Source organism: Bradyrhizobium sp. NAS80.1, assembly GCF_001908205.1.
Lineage (GTDB): Bacteria > Pseudomonadota > Alphaproteobacteria > Rhizobiales > Xanthobacteraceae > Bradyrhizobium.
Genome location: NZ_LGHL01000204.1, coordinates 1 through 17,442, shown reverse-complemented (window position 1 = coordinate 17,442; position 17,442 = coordinate 1). Strand labels below are relative to the sequence as shown.

14 protein-coding genes and 1 pseudogene are annotated in these 17,442 nt (G+C 63.7%); 3 read left to right on the top strand and 12 right to left on the bottom strand.

Going from position 1 to position 17,442, the window contains the following annotated elements:
• Window positions 1–404: 404 nt before the first annotated feature.
• Complete coding sequence (locus AC629_RS35955; protein WP_084809489.1) at window positions 405–1,103, bottom strand: hypothetical protein; 699 nt, start codon at window positions 1,101–1,103, stop codon at window positions 405–407.
• A gap of 200 nt (window positions 1,104–1,303) precedes the next feature.
• Between AC629_RS35955 and AC629_RS35950 the strand changes: the two genes are divergently transcribed.
• The gene (locus AC629_RS35950) at window positions 1,304–2,569 is read left to right on the top strand and encodes a T6SS phospholipase effector Tle1-like catalytic domain-containing protein (RefSeq protein ID WP_245332102.1); all 1,266 of its coding nucleotides are present in this window, start codon (window positions 1,304–1,306) and stop codon (window positions 2,567–2,569) included.
• A gap of 90 nt (window positions 2,570–2,659) precedes the next feature.
• On the opposite strand, the gene AC629_RS35945 is transcribed toward AC629_RS35950, so the two are convergent.
• The 5 genes and pseudogenes from AC629_RS35945 to cobS form a co-directional block, all read right to left on the bottom strand.
• On the bottom strand, window positions 2,660–3,067 hold the full coding sequence (locus tag AC629_RS35945; RefSeq protein ID WP_084809485.1) for a hypothetical protein: 408 nt from the start codon (window positions 3,065–3,067) through the stop codon (window positions 2,660–2,662).
• A 342-nt stretch (window positions 3,068–3,409) separates the two neighbouring features.
• A pseudogene (locus AC629_RS35940) lies at window positions 3,410–4,523 on the bottom strand (NADH:flavin oxidoreductase/NADH oxidase).
• A 337-nt stretch (window positions 4,524–4,860) separates the two neighbouring features.
• Window positions 4,861–5,934, bottom strand: a complete 1,074-nt coding sequence (locus AC629_RS35935; protein ID WP_084809484.1) for an esterase-like activity of phytase family protein — start codon at window positions 5,932–5,934, stop codon at window positions 4,861–4,863.
• Window positions 5,931–7,838: a cobaltochelatase subunit CobT gene (gene cobT / locus AC629_RS35930; protein WP_084809487.1), complete on the bottom strand. Its 1,908-nt coding sequence runs from the start codon at window positions 7,836–7,838 to the stop codon at window positions 5,931–5,933. The genes AC629_RS35935 and cobT overlap by 4 nt, the downstream gene beginning before the upstream one ends.
• Before the next feature lie 185 nt (window positions 7,839–8,023).
• A complete protein-coding gene (cobS, locus tag AC629_RS35925) occupies window positions 8,024–8,980 on the bottom strand; it encodes a cobaltochelatase subunit CobS (protein ID WP_502690909.1) in 957 nt (318 codons plus the stop codon).
• A 338-nt stretch (window positions 8,981–9,318) separates the two neighbouring features.
• Between cobS and AC629_RS35920 the strand changes: the two genes are divergently transcribed.
• Complete coding sequence (locus AC629_RS35920; protein WP_084809482.1) at window positions 9,319–9,978, top strand: DedA family protein; 660 nt, start codon at window positions 9,319–9,321, stop codon at window positions 9,976–9,978.
• Window positions 9,979–10,164: 186 nt separating this feature from the next.
• Here the strand turns inward: AC629_RS35920 and AC629_RS35915 are convergent, their stop codons facing one another.
• The 6 genes from AC629_RS35915 to AC629_RS35885 all read right to left on the bottom strand — a co-directional run bounded on the left by AC629_RS35915 (window position 10,165) and on the right by AC629_RS35885 (window position 16,028).
• Window positions 10,165–10,509 (bottom strand): hypothetical protein, encoded by a 345-nt coding sequence (locus AC629_RS35915; protein ID WP_084809481.1) that lies wholly within the window; start codon window positions 10,507–10,509, stop codon window positions 10,165–10,167.
• 58 nt (window positions 10,510–10,567) lie between these two features.
• On the bottom strand, window positions 10,568–11,536 hold the full coding sequence (locus tag AC629_RS35910; protein WP_084809480.1) for an alpha/beta hydrolase: 969 nt from the start codon (window positions 11,534–11,536) through the stop codon (window positions 10,568–10,570).
• A 185-nt stretch (window positions 11,537–11,721) separates the two neighbouring features.
• The gene (locus AC629_RS35905) at window positions 11,722–12,642 is read right to left on the bottom strand and encodes a hypothetical protein (RefSeq protein ID WP_084809479.1); all 921 of its coding nucleotides are present in this window, start codon (window positions 12,640–12,642) and stop codon (window positions 11,722–11,724) included.
• Window positions 12,639–13,775, bottom strand: a complete 1,137-nt coding sequence (locus AC629_RS35900) for an ATP-binding protein (RefSeq protein ID WP_143199699.1) — start codon at window positions 13,773–13,775, stop codon at window positions 12,639–12,641. The genes AC629_RS35905 and AC629_RS35900 overlap by 4 nt, the downstream gene beginning before the upstream one ends.
• Window positions 13,776–13,935: 160 nt before the next feature.
• Entirely contained in the window at window positions 13,936–14,598 is a 663-nt protein-coding gene (locus AC629_RS35890) for a winged helix-turn-helix domain-containing protein (RefSeq protein WP_084809476.1), read from the bottom strand.
• Between the two features lie 203 nt (window positions 14,599–14,801).
• Window positions 14,802–16,028: a citrate synthase family protein gene (locus tag AC629_RS35885; protein WP_084809475.1), complete on the bottom strand. Its 1,227-nt coding sequence runs from the start codon at window positions 16,026–16,028 to the stop codon at window positions 14,802–14,804.
• Between the two features lie 76 nt (window positions 16,029–16,104).
• On the opposite strand from AC629_RS35885, the gene AC629_RS35880 reads away from it, so the two are divergent.
• On the top strand, window positions 16,105–17,196 hold the full coding sequence (locus AC629_RS35880; RefSeq protein WP_084809486.1) for a citrate synthase/methylcitrate synthase: 1,092 nt from the start codon (window positions 16,105–16,107) through the stop codon (window positions 17,194–17,196).
• The last annotated feature ends 246 nt before the right edge of the window (window positions 17,197–17,442 follow it).

Here is a 17,442-nt window from a genome sequence, read left to right as displayed (position 1 = left end):
CGCGCGAAGCGCGAGCTACGATGCGCAATTGCGCATCTGAGGATCCATAACCACCATCGGGAGTATGGATTCCGGGCTCGCTCCAAGAGGCGCGCCCCGGAATGACGGAGCAAATGCCGGACATGGACCGCTGCTGCGCCCACGGCCCGCTGAGCGGTCGCAAGAACCAGCGTTACTTGCTTGGCGACTAGCGAGCCCAACAACAGCTCGTCATCCCGGGGCGCGACGAAGTCGCGAGCTACGATGCGCAATTGCGCATCTGAGGATCCATAACCACCATCGGGAGTATGGATTCCGGGCTCGCGCTTCGCGCGCCCCGGAATGACGGAGCAAAACAACGGCTCTCGAATTCTGAACGTCAGATCTGCAGACGAGCTTGCGCGGCGCGCAGTAGCGCCGATCGTTCACGCTGCCGTGCTGCGCTGGTTCTCGGCTGTTTCCTTTTTTTCCGCGTCCTTGTCGCGAGTCAGCCATGCTGGAAAACGAAGCAGGCTGTCATTGCTCTCTTTTGGCGGCTCAACGGGCGCTTCAGTAACCGAACTCGGCAGGTCCAGTGCAGCGGTGCCGGCTCGCACCGCATCCGCGCGCTGCTCCAGCTCGCGCAACAGCGGATCGAGCACGCTGTCGACTTCGGTCGCCACCGAGACCAGGAAAGTATTGAGCTCGCGAGCCTCGGGCACGACGGCCGAGGCCTGCTCGATCGCCTTGGAGAGACCATCGACGACAGGCGTAAACGCGCCGGCGGCTTGTTTGATTCGCGTTTTTATCGCTTCGATTTCGCTTAAGACGCGATCACGCTCCCGCCTCTTCCTCTCTTCGGTAAGGCGGGCTTCGATTTCGGCGATCTGAGCCGTCAGGGTCGTGGCTTCGGATGCAAGCGCATCGCGTCTCACGCGCACGCGATCGAGGTCGCGGCTGAGATTGTCAACTAAGTCGTCCTTTCCGAACATTGCTTTGCTCCCCAGGACAGTCGTTTTGGTTTGCAGGACAGCCGTTTTGGTCTGAAGGATGGCCTTGGCGCGAACCGCCAGCCTCGCCACCGACCGGATGGCCGGATCGGCCGAAACAGGCAACAACTTCGGTCGCGTCACATGGGCCGACATGGTCATCTCCCATTCGTGCACATTAGGCGACGGCATGGTTAACAAATGGTTAATTTCAACAAGTCCCGCTATACTCGCCCCGGTAGCATCGCCGGGAGGGCTGACCTGTGGAGCACGAGATCGAATCCAGGGACGAACCCAAGGACGGACCCAAGTCCGAGCAGAAGACCGACCCCAAAACCGAGCCGAAACACCTCGTCATCTGCTGTGACGGCACCGGCAACGAGATCTCGGAAAACATCTCCAACGTCCTGAAGCTCTATCGCTGCCTGCGCAAGACGGACAAGACCAAGCCGCGGCAGTTGGTGTTCTACGATCCCGGGGTCGGCACGGTGACGGAGCCGACCACGTGGCACCGCTGGAAGGCCAACATCAACCTGGTGCTGGGGCTCGCCACCGGCTACGGGCTCGATGACAACGTGCTCTCGGCCTATCGCTTCCTGGTCGAGCATTACGCGCCGGGCGACAAGATCTATCTGTTCGGCTTCTCCCGCGGCGCCTATACCGTGCGGGTGCTGGCGGGGCTGATCCACAAGGTCGGGCTGATCTCGCCGGAGCAGACGAACCTCGCCGGAAGCGGCCTCATCGCCTACAAGCAATATTCCGGCACCGGGCGCGGCAACGACATCGGCGATCTCACCGACGCCGGCAGTGACGACGAGGGGCCGCTGCCGCAGGACAAGTTCGACCTCGCCGCGCAGTTCGCGCGCATCACCTCCTCGCGCTGGCCGACGATCCACTTCATCGGCGTCTGGGACACGGTGGCGAGCGTGATCGTGCCGCGGCCTGACCGCTTCTATTGGCCGAGCCTGGAGGAGCTGGCCTTCACGCTGCGTAATCCGAGCGTGCACATCTTCCGCCAGGCGATCGCGATCGACGAGCGGCGCTGCATGTTCCGCCTCAAGGAATGGGAGGATCCGCAGGAATATTGGAGCAACCGCTTCGTGCCCGATCACAAGAAGCAGGCGCAGGACATCAAGCAGGTGTGGTTCGCCGGCGTGCATTGCGACGTCGGCGGCGGCTACAAGGAGACCGAGAGCGGCGAGTCCAAATATCCGCTGATCTGGATGATCGACGAGGCGGCGAAGGCCGGGCTGAACTTCAACACGCGCACCGTGAACCATCTCGCCTGGGGCATTCAGCGCAAGAACAGCCCATTCAAATACGTCGAACCGGGCTACACGAAGGAGACCGGCGAGCTGCACAATTCGATGACGCCGGCCTGGCGCGTGCTGGAATATTTGCCGAAGAGCGCGAAGTACAAGGAATGGCCGGAGCGGAAGGTGTTTCTGGGCTTCTACATCCCCGATTGCGAACCGCGCGTCATCCCCGAAGGCGCCCATGTGCATGAGAGCGTGGTGAAGCGGATGGCGGTGGAGCCCGAGTATCAGCCGGTGAATCTGCCGAAGGATTTTGTCAAAGTGCCGATGCCGGTGCCGCCGCGTGGGGAGGCGGAGGGAGTGTGAGGAGCACTTCAGCAGCAACCCGCTACCACTTTCGACATGCTTTTTCTCATATGCGATTCCCTTACCCTCCCCGGGGTGAGCGCCCCGCCCCTACGTCCGCATCCTGGCCTTCGCTCCCGCAACGATCTGCATGGCGACGCCGGCGACCCAGCCGAACAGAGCGAGCCAGCTCCAGGCGATGTGCGGCTCGAGCCGCAGCACGATGATTGCGACGGAGGCGAGCGCGGTGAGCGTGGCGAAGAGCGTGCCGACGCAGCTCAAGAATTCCGCGGCGTCGATGTGGCTGTGCTCCTCGTCGAAGGGAAGCTGCGGCGTGTCGATGCCGAGATAGAAGCCGACGAAGCCGAGCAGCATCATCAACAGCAGGAAGCCCTGCGTGGTCAGGTGCGAGATCGCCGTGCCGACATAGGCGCCGACGAACAGCCCGCACGCCGCCCCCGCCATCGCGAGACCGACGCGCTCGAACACGTGGGCAGTCTTGCGAACACGAAACCGCATGGCCGGCCTCCGTGGTGCCTCGAGTGCACGAAGGTTAAGCCAGATTTGCGGGGGGCGGAAGGTGAGGGGTTTTACGGAAGCGTGAGGTCGCGGGATGGTGAGGGAGGCGCGGCATACTCCGCTGTCGTCCCTGCCTAGTGCGCAATTGCGCACGGGGCGCAGGGACCCATAACCACAGGGAGTGATTTGGCGAAGACTTGAAGTTTAGGTTGTGTGATGACAACTCACACCGCCCATCATCGATAGATCACGCGGTATGGGTCCCTGCGCCCGTGCGCAATTGCGCACTAGGCAGGGACGACAGTTGCGGTTGTAGCGCCGTCGTCGCAACTCACTCGTTCCCTACCGCGCCCCGAACGTGGTCTTGCCGAACAGCGCCTTCTGCGTCGACGGCTGCGAGCGCCAGTATTGCGGCGGCGCCTCGACCTCGCCGCCGACTTCCGCGGCAGCGTGCCAGCCCCAGCGCGGGTCGTAGAGCATGCCGCGGGCAATCGCGACCATGTCGGCCTTGCCGGATGCGACGATCTCTTCGGCCTGCTTCGCCTCAGTGATCAGGCCGACGGCAATGGTGGGCAGGCCGGTCTCGCGCTTGATGGCTTCCGCAAACTGCACCTGGTAGCCGGGGCCGAGCGCAATCTTCTGCAGCGGCGAGACGCCGCCGGAGGAGGCATCGATCCAGTCGATGCCGCGCGCCTTCAGCGCGTTCGCGAATTCAATGGTTTGCGCCAGATCCCAGCCGCCCTCGACCCAGTCGGTCGACGACACCCGCATGCCGACCGGCTTGTCGTGCGGAAACACCGCGCGCACCGCATCGTAGACCTCGAGCGGGAAGCGCATGCGGTTCTGCAAGGACCCGCCATATTCATCGGTGCGCCTGTTAGAGATCGGCGACAGGAACTGATGCAGGAGATAGCCGTGCGCACCGTGCAGCTCGATCGCGTCGATGCCGAGCCGGACGGCGCGTTTCGCGCAGTCGACGAAAGCATCGCGGATGCGCTTCAGGCCCGCGGCATCGAGCGCGAGCGGCGCGGCTTCGCCCTCCTTGTGCGGCAGCGCCGATGGCGCCACCGTCTGCCAGCCGCCCTCGCTCACCGGAATGAGCTGGCCGCCGTCCCAGGGCCGCGCGCTCGAGGCTTTGCGGCCGGCATGCGCGAGCTGCATCGCAACGGCCGTGGAGGAATGCTTGCGCACGGAGGTGAGGATCTGCTTCAGCGCAGCCTCGCAGGCGTCGCTGTAGAGCCCGAGGCAGCCCGGCGTGATGCGGCCGATCGCTTCCACATGGGTCGCCTCGATGCAGAACATCGACGCCCCCCGACAGCGCGAGATTGTTGATGTGGGTGAAGTGCCAGTCGGTGGCGACGCCGTCGTCGGCCGAATACTGGCACATCGGCGACACCACGACACGGTTCTTCAATGTCAGGCCGCGCAGCTTGATCGGGGAAAACAGGGCGCTCATGCGGGGGATCCAGGGGATGAGAGGGGCAACGAAGGAAGTGTAGTGAGCCAATCGCGGATTGCCAGCCGCGCGGGGGGAATGCCCGCCCGTGGCGCCATGCATTGCGCCGAAGGGTTGAAAGGTGGCTCGGCAAACTCCGCCGGCATCCCGGGGCGCGCGAAGCGCGAGCCCGGGATCCATACCCCAGGATTGAATTCTCGCGATGATCGGCGACCACGAGCCTCCGCCAAACCCCTCCCTGTGGTTATCGCGACGAGCGCAAGCGCTCGCGCTGGGGTCCCGGGCTCGCGCGTTGCGCGCCCCGGGACGACGGCGGAGAGTGCCGAGACGACGGTGCCTACTCCACCAGCGTGAACTGCAGCAGCAGCGTGCGCTGGAGCAGCGAGAAATTATCGTCCGAGACGAGCGTCAGCACGGTCTCGCCCTCGGGCGTGACGTGGGAGTCGATGCCCTCCATGTTGTCGATCTCGTGGCCGAGATCGGCGCTGAAGAGCTCGGGGCCGTCGACCAGCGCGTTCGGCGCGATCGACTTCAAGGGGATCGAGCGGATGCGGATGTTGACGCCGGTGAACCAGGAGAACTTGCGTTCGAGGATCAGAAGCTCGCCGGAAGGCAGCAGCACCGCGTCGCTGATGTCGAATTTGTCGGTGCGGCGCACGCTGAACTGACCTGGCGACGGACCGCCGATCAGGAACGCGACCAGGTTGCCTTCGGCGTCCAGCCCGCGCTCGGAGAATGCGATCAGGGTGCCGGCGAGCGGCCGGCCCTTTGGCACGAAGACGAGCGCTTCGAGCCCCTTGTTGTAGGGTAGCTTGCGCACCGCCGGCGGGACGGGGAGCACCTCGCCGCGGGCGCGTGTCGCTCCTTTAGCGAAATCGAAGCGCATGATCTGGTTGACCCGCTCCAGCCCGACATAGACGAGGGAGCCATCGCGCGCGAGCGACTCGGTGTCGTACCAGAGGCGCTTCTCCGTGATCGGCCGGCCCTCGGCATTGAGCAACGGCGCCGCCTCGACGTCATAGAGCCCCACCATGCTACGGCCGGAATAGCGGATCGCGCCGGTGAACCAGGCGCCCTGGTCGGAGAGCGCGAGGAAGCGCTCGCCCTTGGCATCGAGGAAGCGGAATCCGGACAGCCCGCCGAAGACGCGATGCGGCGAGGTCAGCACGAGACCGCTGCGATACTCCAGCGAGCCGAAGCGCGTGCGCGAGCGATCGCGCGGCTCGAAATTGGGAATCGGCCGCGCATTGACTTCGATGCTGACCGGCGCGGCGACGGCGTGCTCGATCTGCGCCGGTTTCGGCGGCGGCTCGGTCGCAGGCTGCGCCTGCGCCAGTCGAGAGAATGCGAGAGTGGAAAATCCCGCCGCCGCGTGGCCGAGGAAGCTGCGGCGGGATTGATGCGTGCTCACGAATGCAGTTTGCGGCGCGGGCGCCCCGCCGGCTGCACCGGCGCGGTGTGGGTCTCGCTGAACAGCTCGGCGAGCTTTTCGGTGATGGCGCCGCCGAGCTCTTCGGCATCCACGATCGTCACCGCGCGGCGATAGTAGCGCGTCACGTCATGACCGATGCCGATCGCGATCAGCTCGACCGGCGAGCGGGTCTCGATCTCCTCGATGATGTGGCGCAGGTGCCGTTCGAGATAGTTGCCGGGATTGACCGACAGCGTGGAATCGTCGACCGGCGCGCCGTCCGAGATCATCATCAGGATCTTGCGCTGCTCGGGCCGGCCGAGCAGGCGCTTGTGCGCCCAGTCCAGCGCCTCGCCGTCGATGTTCTCCTTGAGCAGGCCCTCGCGCATCATCAGGCCGAGATTCTTGCGCGCACGGCGCCAGGGGGCGTCGGCGGACTTGTAGATGATGTGCCTGAGATCGTTGAGGCGGCCGGGATTGGCCGGCTTGCCGGCGGCAAGCCAGGCTTCGCGCGATTGCCCGCCCTTCCAGGCGCGCGTGGTGAAGCCCAAAATCTCGACCTTGACGCCGCAACGCTCCAGCGTGCGCGCAAGGATGTCGGCGCAGGTCGCCGCCACCGTGATGGGGCGTCCGCGCATCGAGCCGGAATTGTCGAGCAGCAGCGTCACCACGGTGTCGCGGAACGTCGCCTCCTTCTCGTGCATGAAGGACAGCGGATGATAGGGATCGGTCACCACACGCGACAGGCGCGCGGGATCGAGAATGCCCTCTTCGAGATCGAACTCCCAGGCGCGGTTCTGCTGCGCCATCAGCCGGCGCTGCAGCCGGTTGGCAAGACGGGCGACGATGCCCTGCAGATGCGCGAGCTGCTTGTCGAGATAGGCGCGCAGGCGCTCCAGCTCGTCATGGTCGCAGAGGTCTTCCGCCGAGATCACCTCGTCGAATTTCGGCGCGAAGGCGTGATATTCCGGCCCGCGCGGCTCGTTGGCCCCGCGCGCATTCGGACGCGTCGCCTCGCCCGGCGTCTCGTCGTCGCCAAGCTCGCCGTCGTCGAACGTGTCGGAGGTCGAGGCCTGCGCGCTTTCCATCGCGCTCTCGCTCATCTCCTCGCCGGTCGCCTGCGCCTGGTCGGCGCTCATCTCCTGGGCGGCATCGGAATCGGGCGAGCCCTCGGCGCCGGACTGGTCGTTGTCGCCGTCGCGATTTTCCTCGTCGTCGTCGCTATCCTCGGTGTCGGCATTGCGTTCGTCGCCGAGCTCGAGCGCCGTCAAGAGATCATGGACGGCGTCGCCGAACCTGGTCTGGTCCTCGACCACGCCATCCAGCCGGTCGAGCCGCTTGCCGATCTTGTCTTCGAGAATCGGCCGCCAGAGATCGACCATCTTCTTCGCAGCCGCCGGCGGGGCCAAGCCGGTGAGACGCTCGCGCACCAGCATCGCCAGCGCGTCGGCGAGCGGCGCATCCGCACGGTCGGTGATCTCGTCGAACTTGCCGCGATGGAAATGGTCGTCGAGCATCGCGGTGAGATTCTTGGCAACGCCCGCCATGCGGCGTGCGCCGATGGCCTCGACTCTCGCCTGCTCGACCGCCTCGAACACGCCGCGCGCCTGCGGATTGCCGGGCATCAGCTTGCGATGCACTTTCGGATCGTGACAGGCGAGCTTGAGCGCGATGGAATCGGCGTGGCCGCGCACGATCGCGGCGTCACGCTTGGTCATCTTGCGCGCCGGCTCGGGCAGCCGCGCCTTGCCGGGCGCAAGGCCCGGCCGCTCGGCGGCGAAGCTGACGTCGAGCTCCGGCGTCTTGGCGATCGCCTTCAGGCACGAGGCCACCGAGCGCTTGAACGGCTCGGTCGGAGCTTCCTTGTTGGTACGGAATTTGGAGTTGGATGATGATGTGCTCATCTCGGTCTCACCGTCGTCCCCGCGAAAGCGGGGACCCATAGCCACAGGGAGCAGTTAGTGAGCACACTGACGGCCCAATCTTCGCAACAACCACGTTCTGTGGTCGATCGCGACGAGCGCAAGCGCTCGCGCAGGGGGTCCCGGATCTGCGCAGAGTTCGCTTGTCCGGGACGACATCTCAAACCTTAGCTGAGTGCCACGTTGACCGCCGATTCCGGCAGCTCCGCGTTGAAGCAGCGCTGATAGAACTCGGCGACCAGGGGACGCTCGAGCTCGTCGCACTTGTTGAGGAAGGTGACGCGGAAGGCGAAGCCGATATCGCCGAAGATGTCGGCGTTTTCCGCCCAGGTGATCACCGTACGCGGGCTCATCACCGTCGACAGGTCGCCGTTGGCGAACGCGTTGCGGGTGAGATCGGCGAGGCGAACCATCTTGTTGACGATGTCGCGGCCTTCCTGGGTGCGATAGTGCTTGGCCTTGGCCAGCACGATCTCCACTTCCTCGTCATGGCTGAGGTAGTTGAGCGTGGTGACGATCGACCAGCGGTCCATCTGGCCCTGGTTGATCTGCTGGGTGCCGTGATAGAGGCCCGAAGTGTCGCCGAGGCCGACCGTGTTGGCGGTGGCGAACAGGCGGAACGCCGGATGCGGCTTGATCACCTTGTTCTGGTCGAGCAGCGTCAGACGGCCGGAGACCTCCAGCACGCGCTGGATCACGAACATCACGTCGGGGCGGCCGGCGTCGTATTCGTCGAACACCAGCGCAACGTTGTTCTGGAGCGCCCAGGGCAGGATGCCGTCACGGAATTCAGTGACCTGCTTGCCGTCGCGGACCACGATCGAGTCCTTGCCGACGAGGTCGATACGGCTGATGTGGCTGTCGAGGTTAACGCGCACGCAGGGCCAGTTCAGTCGCGCGGCGACCTGCTCGATATGTGTGGATTTGCCGGTGCCGTGATAGCCGGTCACCATCACGCGGCGATTGCGGGCGAAGCCGGCGAGAATGGCGAGCGTGGTGGCGCGATCGAAGCGATAGTCGGAATCGACTTCGGGCACATGAGGATCGACTTCGGAATAGGCCGGCACTTCGAGATCGCTGTCGATCCCGAACACCTGGCGCACCGACACCTTCATGTCGGGCATACCGGAAACTTCCTCAACTTTGGACATGGCGGCGGTCGTCATCAATCCTCCGAGGTCCCGGGCGGTCCCGAAACCGGTTATTCGCACGTTGGCTGCGGCTGGGTGCTGAAAATCAACCTATCAGAGACAACGAGCCGGCAGAAGCCCGCGCGCAAATCAAAGTTCCGTTGTCTTTTCATTTAGATAGGTAAGGAACGCAGTTTTTGGAGGGCTGCCTTGCGAATTGCGCTCGAATTTCGGGCGGGGGTAACGGCCCTGCCTGCGCGCATGGCACTTTTGCCGCCACTCCTTACCTGTGTAGGGTCTGAACCCGAAAGCCCCAGCGCCACAGAGGCGACGTGACGTCCTTCCTCGATCCCCTCATCTCGTTCGTTTCGGCCCATGCGTGGCTGGCCTATCTGACCCTATTCCTGGCCGCCCTTCTCGAGGCCGTTCCGGTTTTGGGCTCGGTGGTCCCCGGCTCCACCATCATCCTGGCGCTGAGCGCCCTGGTTCCGGGCGGCGAGCTCAAACTGCCCTTCGTGCTGCTCGCGGCCGCGCTCGGTGCGGTGCTGGGGGACGGCTCGGCCTTTTGGATCGGGCACCGAAGGCAGCGTGAGATCCTCAACAGCTGGCCGCTGATCAATTACCCGCGCCTGGTCGCGGAGAGCGAAAACTTCTTCCGCCGATTCGGCACCTGGGCCGTGTTTTTCGGCCGCTTCGTGCCGCCGATTCGCGCCTTCGTCCCGGTCACGGCCGGCGCGCTGGGCATGCCGCCTGCGCGCTTCTATGCGGTCAACATTCCCGCGATCCTGGCCTGGGCACCGGCGCATGTGCTGCCAGGTGTTTTGGCCGTGTCGGCGCTGCACAAATATGCCGGACTGCCGCATCATGAGCATGTCGGCAAGCACATATGGATCCTCAGCGTTGTCGGGGTCGCGATCGTGCTGGGGCTGACGTTCTGGACCATCCGCCGCCGCTACGGCAGCGGGATCGCGCCGGCCAGGCCGCCCGCTTAGGGCTGTAATCCCTCTGACTTGGATGTCTGCTGTACAGCCCCAAGCGGCGCAATGAGGGACCCTTGAGAGGTCCGAGTTGGGCCAGATCGCGGTCCGACCTAATTGCGAAAGCACCTACCGCGCATTCGATCTCGCCGGGATCAGGGAGGCTGACAGGCATCAGCTCGACGCCGAGATCGCCATGGCCTAGCTGCCAGATGACGAGAAACCTGAGCCCACCGGTGCGCGCATCTTCTTTGTGAGCGCCCGAAGTCGAGCCACGTTTTCGGCTGCTCGCTGACCATCATTAGCGATATTATTGAGCGCCTGCCGGACTCGTTCCAGATCCGGCGGTTCAGCGCGCAGCCAGTTTAGCCCAGCCTGCGCATTAATTGCCGCAGCGGCTATGGCGTCGACAAGCTTGTGGATTTGCACGTTATAGGTGCACTCGAATTCAGCCGATGTCTGCAACGATACCTGGCTCTTCGGGTCGCTCGCGCTTCCCTCGGGCAGAAAGGGTTGATCCGTTCGCATGACGATCTCCTCAACCATAACTGCTGACCTCTTCCATGGGCTTACGATCTGATTGGTGCGTGCGCGGCTAGCTCTTTCATTCGAGAATGGACCGGAGAAAGGCGTTGGTCTGCGCAATGGCACTCCGTGTCGCTGGAGTATCAGCCAGTGCGTTAAGCATGACGAAATCGTGAATCGTGCCATTGTATCTCGTAGACGTGACACGTACCCCGGCGAGAGCCAGTTTGCGCGCGTAGCGCTCGCCCTCATCGCGCAGCACATCGTTCTCAGCGACGATGATCAGCGTGTCTGGAAGGCCTGTCAGCTCATCAATCGATGCATTGAGTGGCGCCACTGTGATCTGCCGGCGCATCGCGATGTCCGGAAGATAGGCGTTCCAGAACGATTCCATGGCTTGCCGGGTCAGCCACGGTCCATTTGCGAACGAGGCGTAGGACCCGGCGTCGAACGCTGACGCGAGGGCCGGATAGAACAGCACCTGCGCGTCGATCTTGGGGCCGCGCCGCTGCTTGGCCAGAAGCGTTACGGCGGCGGCCATGTTGCCGCCCATGCAGTCGCCAACGATAGCGAGGCGCGTGGCATCAACTCCCAGATGTTCGCCATGTTCGGCCAGGTATTTGGTGACAGCATAGATCTGTTCGATCGCTATGGGATACTGAGCCTCCGGCGAGCGATCATATTCCACGAAAAACAATGCAACATGTGCACCGACTGCGATTTCACGGATCACGCGGTCATGCGTGTCCTTGTCGCCGAAGATCCAGCCACCGCCGTGAACATAGACCACTACAGGTAATGCTTCACTCGCTCCCTCGGGCCGAACGATGCGGAGTGATACCGACCCAGTAGGGCCGACAGTGATCACCCTGTCCTCCAAACGTGCGGCTGGCTTGCCGATATCTCCCGATTGAGTGTCCGCCAGAAATTTCCGCGCGTCATTGGGAGACAACTCGGGCATAATCGGTCCAGCGGCTATCGCATCGACAAACTGCTGTGTTGTCGGCTCAAGCAATGGCGCGTCTGCGAGGACTGATGATGCCTTCATAGGATTTGGCCTACGAATCTGCGCGCTCCATCATGAGCGAGGCACCAATCAAGCTCCAACCAATCGTCGTGAAATTTTGCAAAATCCCGATGGGCGGCGTGAAACCGTCCTGCAAGCGCCGTTGAACTTTCGTACTTGAACTTTAGTAGAAGCGCAGAGAGGGCTTGCTCGGAACCGCGTCCAGCCTAGCGATGTCTCGAGAGTTCACTTAGCAGACTGTTCGCGGCCCTAAGATCATCGGTTTTGTAGCCTTCGCGGAAGCGACTATAGACCGCCGAAATAAGCTCGTACGCCTGGCCGATCCTCCCTTGATCGAACCACAATCGTCCCAGGCTCGTCGCGGTGCGCAATTCCCACGCGACGGCCTCCTGGCTTCGGGCCAGACGAATTGACTCCAGAAAATCTTCCGCGGCCAGGGCCGCCGCACCGTCGGTCTCCGTCTGCAAGACGACCGCACCTTTGATCCGCAATAACTCCGGAGTGCACCAGCGTTCTTCACTATCCTCGTTTCGTCTGATCGCTTCATCGATAGTCGCAGCCGCCTGCATTGCATCTCCTGCGGCGGCCTGACCCTCGGCAAGTCTGCCCAGGAACGACGTGAGATATTGGCTGAATCTGGCTCGGCGCAGGACGTCGATGCCGGATTTAGACTGCTGCAGTCCGGCCGCGAGGCTGCCCCGTCTGACGTGCAGGTCGCCTTCAAAGCAGTTCCCGAAGGCACGCCAGATATCGAATGCGTCCCTCTCCGTACGAAGGAGCAGCAGCTTGGTGTAATGCTCCGCAGCCGCCAAGTCGCCCACCAGCAGCGCCACTGGACACGCCGCGTTAGCGAGCGCGTTGCACAGCGACAGCGCGTGATCGATTGCCACAGCGTCGTCGATATTGGCTTTGGCACAGCTCAGCGCTTGATCCGGGAATCCCTGCAGCCATAGAACGCGCGCAAGCGTCATACGAGCAGATACTCGCTGATGGAACTGAAACCTGGCCGCATGCGACCGCTGAACCGGAGCGACATAGCTCGCGAGCATTCGCTCAAGGTGCAACCTCGCACCTCGTTGGTCGCCAAGGAAATGCAGCGCGGTCCCGGTCAATCGGTCGCCGATCAATCGATCGTTCTTATCTGCTTCCTTCCCGGCAACGTCGGAAAATAGCTTGGCGATTGACAGCGCTGCGCCAAATTCTCCCGATTGATGTGTGTCGCCCAGGTTCCCCATAGCGCTCGCAACCGGTAGTCTGTGTCACCTATCGCTGCCGCGATCTCGGCAGTGGTTGCCCATACCACCCCCGTATCGCGGCCCGATCCCCCGGTATACATCTGCGACCACGCGACAGCGGCAGAAAGGAGCATGCGGCGCCGGTCATCGTTGATAGCTCTTTCCTCCAGTTCGGTTAGCGCACGTTCTGCGCATGCGCGACATTCCTCCATCAGCGACATCTCGAACCAAAGGGACACCGCGGCGACGGTGAGAGCTATCCCGACCGCAACGTCGCCGCTCGGCGCAAATGCCCAGTCAAGCGCGCTGCGGAGATCATCGATCTTGGGGGTGTATATGGACAGCCACTCGGTTGTGGACGTTGTCCCCCAGTCAGAATGAGCACGTTCAAACTGATCAAGCTGGTGCAGCGCATGTCGCCTCGCCAGGGCCAGCGCTTCGCCAGCTTCGGTCAGCCTTTTCAGCGCGTATGCGCGAGCAGTGTCAGTTAGCCGATAATATACAGTCTCGCCTCCGACATCCGCCACGACAAGCGACTTCTCGACAAGATCGGCGACGGTTTCGTCCACCTCGGATGCCGCGATTTCGCCATCTCCAGTCACGGCTATGGCTGAGTCCATCGTAAAGCGTCCGGCGAATACCCCCAACCTGCGCATGACGCTGCGCGCGGTTTCGGAGAGCAAGTTGTAACTCCAGTCGAACGCTGCAGCGAGAGTTTGATGCCGAGGCAGAGCTGTCCGCCGGCCGTGCGTCAAGAGGTGAAATCGATCGTCCAGCCGACTTGCCACCCCGCGAACTCCAAAGGCGTCGAGGCGGCCTGCTGCAAGCTCAATCGCCAATGCAATACCGTCGAGCCGACGGCAGATTTGCGCGATAACCGGAACATCTTCTTCCTTGAGTTCGTATCCGCCGGCACTGGCTGCCGCCCGCTCGACAAAGAGTTGAATTGCCGGGTAGGTAAGCGCTTCGGCGGCTGTCAGCGCCGCTGAAGCGGGAGCGGTTTCCAACGGCGGGAGACGCTGCACGCGCTCGTCTTCGGCACGCAGGGGCTCTCGACTCGTCGCGCGGCTGCCAATAATACATGCTCGCAATTGTCGAGCAGGATCAGAATCTGCTTCTCCTTCAAAAAGGAGATCAGCGCGGGATATGGATTCTCTGAACGAACGGCAACGCCAAGCACTGATGCTAGTGCGCTGGGCACAAGCCGAGGATCCTTAAGAGGAGCAAGGTCGACAAATCGTGCACCGTCTTGGTAAGACGCAAGAAGATTATCGGCCACCGCGAGCGCAACCGAGGTTTTTCCGATTCCGGCTGATCCGCGAAGCGGCCTCGCTGCAAGCGGTTACTCACCATTGCTACGATATCGGCGCGGCCGATCAGTCGGGTGGCGCGATCTAGAAGATTACTTCCCCTGTAAATGTTTAATTGAGGCTGAGCCGCGGTGCTGGTGGATCGTGCAACTGCCGCAACAAAGCGATACCCTCGGCCTGGCAATGTGACGACATAGTTCGCGCCAGTCCCAGCCTCAGCGAGTACGCGCCGCAAAGCAGTGATTTGAGCTCGCAGGTTTGATTCTTCGACCGTGACATCCGGCCAGACCCGGGTCATCAGCGAATTCTTGTCGACCACCTCGCCGGCGTGCTCGACCAAGGCAAGCAAAATCTCAAAGGCACGACTTCCAAGCGGGACCGGAGTGTCACCTTTAAGCAGCAGTTGTCTCCGCGGGGAAAGGCGGAACGGGCCAAATGAAAAGGTCAGCTCTACTGGCGCATTAAGGCCGTTGCCTCCGCTATTTGCCGTCGCAGACGCAGAACGATGATCGAAGTCGTCACTTCCGCCGGGGGCCATTCGGCATACCCCTTCCGCGGGCCAGGAAGAACATTCTTGCTCATAATGAGGTGAAAGGCTTTGTCGTCAATACATTCGTCACTGCAAAGGACGTGATGCGTTGAAGGGGAGCCGAGGCGTGGACAAAACACCGGAACTGCCCTGACCAATCAGACAATTGCCGGTTTGCCGTCGAAGGCTGACATCGCCTCTACGAGTACATGCTACGTCTTTCCCGCGATCACCGCCCGCCGCCCCGGCGCCGGCCCTACATAGCGCGCCCGCGGGCGGATCAGCTTGCCGAACTGCAATTGCTCGCTGGCATGGGCGATCCAGCCGACGCTGCGGGCCATCGCGAACAGCGCGAGCTCGCTGCCGGCCGGCAGGCGCAGCGCGTGCACGAGCACCGCGAGCGCATAGTCGATGTTGACGAGCTCGCCGGTCGCCTCCGCAATCCGCTCCGGCACTTCGCGAGTGAATTTTCGCGGCGCGCCGGCGCGCGACAACGCGTTCAGCAGCGATTGCGCGCGGGGATCGCCGTGCTTGTAGACGCCGTGACCGAAGCCGGCAAAGCGCTCGCCGAGCGCAACGCGCTCGCGCACCATGGGAGCGACATCGCGATCGACCAGCGTCTTGACGAGCTGCGAGGCCAGCACGCCGGCGCCGCCATGCTTCGGCCCTTTCAGCGCGGCGAGACCGGCGATGACGGAGTCGTAAAGATTGAGGCCGGTCGACGCCGCACAGCGCGCGGTGAAGGTCGAGGCGTTCAATTCATGATCGGCGAGCAGAACGAGGGCGCGACGGATCAGGTCGGGCGCATGCTTGCTGTCGGGCGCCCAGGCCTTCGCGATCTCCTGATGCAGCGGCTCGGACGACGGCTCGGCATTGAGCATGGTCGCGACCAGCAGACGGACAATGCGCGCGCCGACCATCGCACGGCCGTCGGGCGCGCGGGTGAAGGCGCGGGGATCGGCGCTCGCGGCAAGCGCCAGCACCGCGATCGCGCGGTCGATCGGCGCCGCCCGGCGCGCGGCCTCTGCGATCGTGCGCATCTCCTCCGATATCTCGGGCTGATTGTCCGGCGCGAACGGATCGACGCCGGAGACGTCCCAGAGCAGCGTCGCGGTGTGCTCCAGCGCGTCGTTCTCGGCGAGATCGACGCAGTTGACGCCGCGGTAGATCGCGCCGTCCTCGGTGATGGTCGAGATTTCCGTGTCCATCACCGGCAGGTCGGCATCGAAGCTGCGCAGGCCGCGCGGCTCCGGCGACGGCACGCGGCGCTCCTTCAGGGCGCGAACGTCCTCGGCGCGGTAGCGGTTCTTGCGCGAATCCGGCGTCGGCTCGGAGCGGATCAGGCCGCGGCTGACATAGGCGTAGAGGGTGGCCGGCGAGATCGCGAGCTCGGCGGCGGCCTCCCGGGCGGAGAGGTAGAGCTCCGTGGAATTTTTCATATTGATTTATGTAATCAAGATTGATCAATCTGTCGAGAGGCCCGACCTTTCCGTCCGTGAACAGGAGATTTGGGCCATGAACATCCACCTCACCAAAAGCCAGATCGGGCTGGACGGCGTTCCCGCGGCCGAGACCGTGCTGAGTCACGTCGACGGCGAGCGCGGCGAGTTGATCATCGCCGGCGAGCATGTCGGCCGACTGGCCGCCAAATCGAGCTTTGAGGGCGTCACCGCCCGGCTCTGGAACGGCGCCAGCAGGACCACGCTGAGCGAGGCCAACGTGAGGGCGAGCCTAGGGGCCGCGCGCGAGCGCGCCTTCGCCCGGCTGCCGGACCTTTTGCCGGCAACCCGGGGCATGGGCATCGTCGACGGGTTCCGCGCGGCGGTCGCAGGACTTCGCGCCGAGAACGGCCTGGAGCATGAAGCGACGATCGTTGGCGCGTTTCCGGTGATCGCGGGCGCGCTGGTCCGGCGAGCAAAGGGGCTCGACCCGGTCGCGCCCGATCCGAACGTGAGCCATGCCGCCGATACGCTTCGCATGCTGCATGGGCGCACGCCGGCATCGCGCGAGACCACCGCGCTCGATGCCTATCTCGTCACTGTCTGCGATCACGGCATGAACGCCTCGACCTTTGCCACGCGAGTGGTGGCGTCGACGCAAGCCGATCTGTTTGCCGCCGTGACCGCGGGCTATTGCGCGCTCACGGGTCCGCTGCATGGCGGCGCGCCCGAGCCGGTGCTGGAAATGCTCGATGCGATCGGCTCGCGCGAGCGCATCCAGCCCTGGGTGGATGCGGCGCTGGCGCGCGGCGAGCGGATGATGGGCTTTGGCCACCGGGTCTATCGCGTGCGCGATCCGCGCGCCGACGTGCTGAAGACCGCAATCGAGGCGCTCGCCTCCAACGGCGCCGACCTGCCGTTTGCCGGCGAGGTCGAGGCCTATATCCGCAGCGCCCTGCGCGAGAAGAATCCGGACCGCCCGCTGGAGACGAATGTCGAGTTCTTCACCGCGATCCTGCTCGATGCGCTCGCGATCCCGCGCCAGGCCTTCACGCCGATCTTCGCGGTGGCGCGCGCAGCGGGCTGGACCGCGCATGCACGCGAGCAGCAGCGGACGGGGCGCCTGATCCGGCCGAGCTCGTCATATGTGGGGGCGATGCCGACGTGAGGCGCAGCGGCGCAACACAACACCATGTCGTCCCGGCGAACGCCGGGACCCATACCGCGTGATCTATCAGCAAAATGCAGGCGTGCGTACCACGGGAAGACCCGTTCACTGGAAGTCTTCGCCAAACCGCGCCCTGTGGTTGATGGGGTGGACGGCCCCCTACGGCATCAATGTGCCAGAATGAGGTTGTCAGAAACTCATTCACAGGAGCCGTCCGTGAGCCAGATTATCCGCATTGGGATGGAT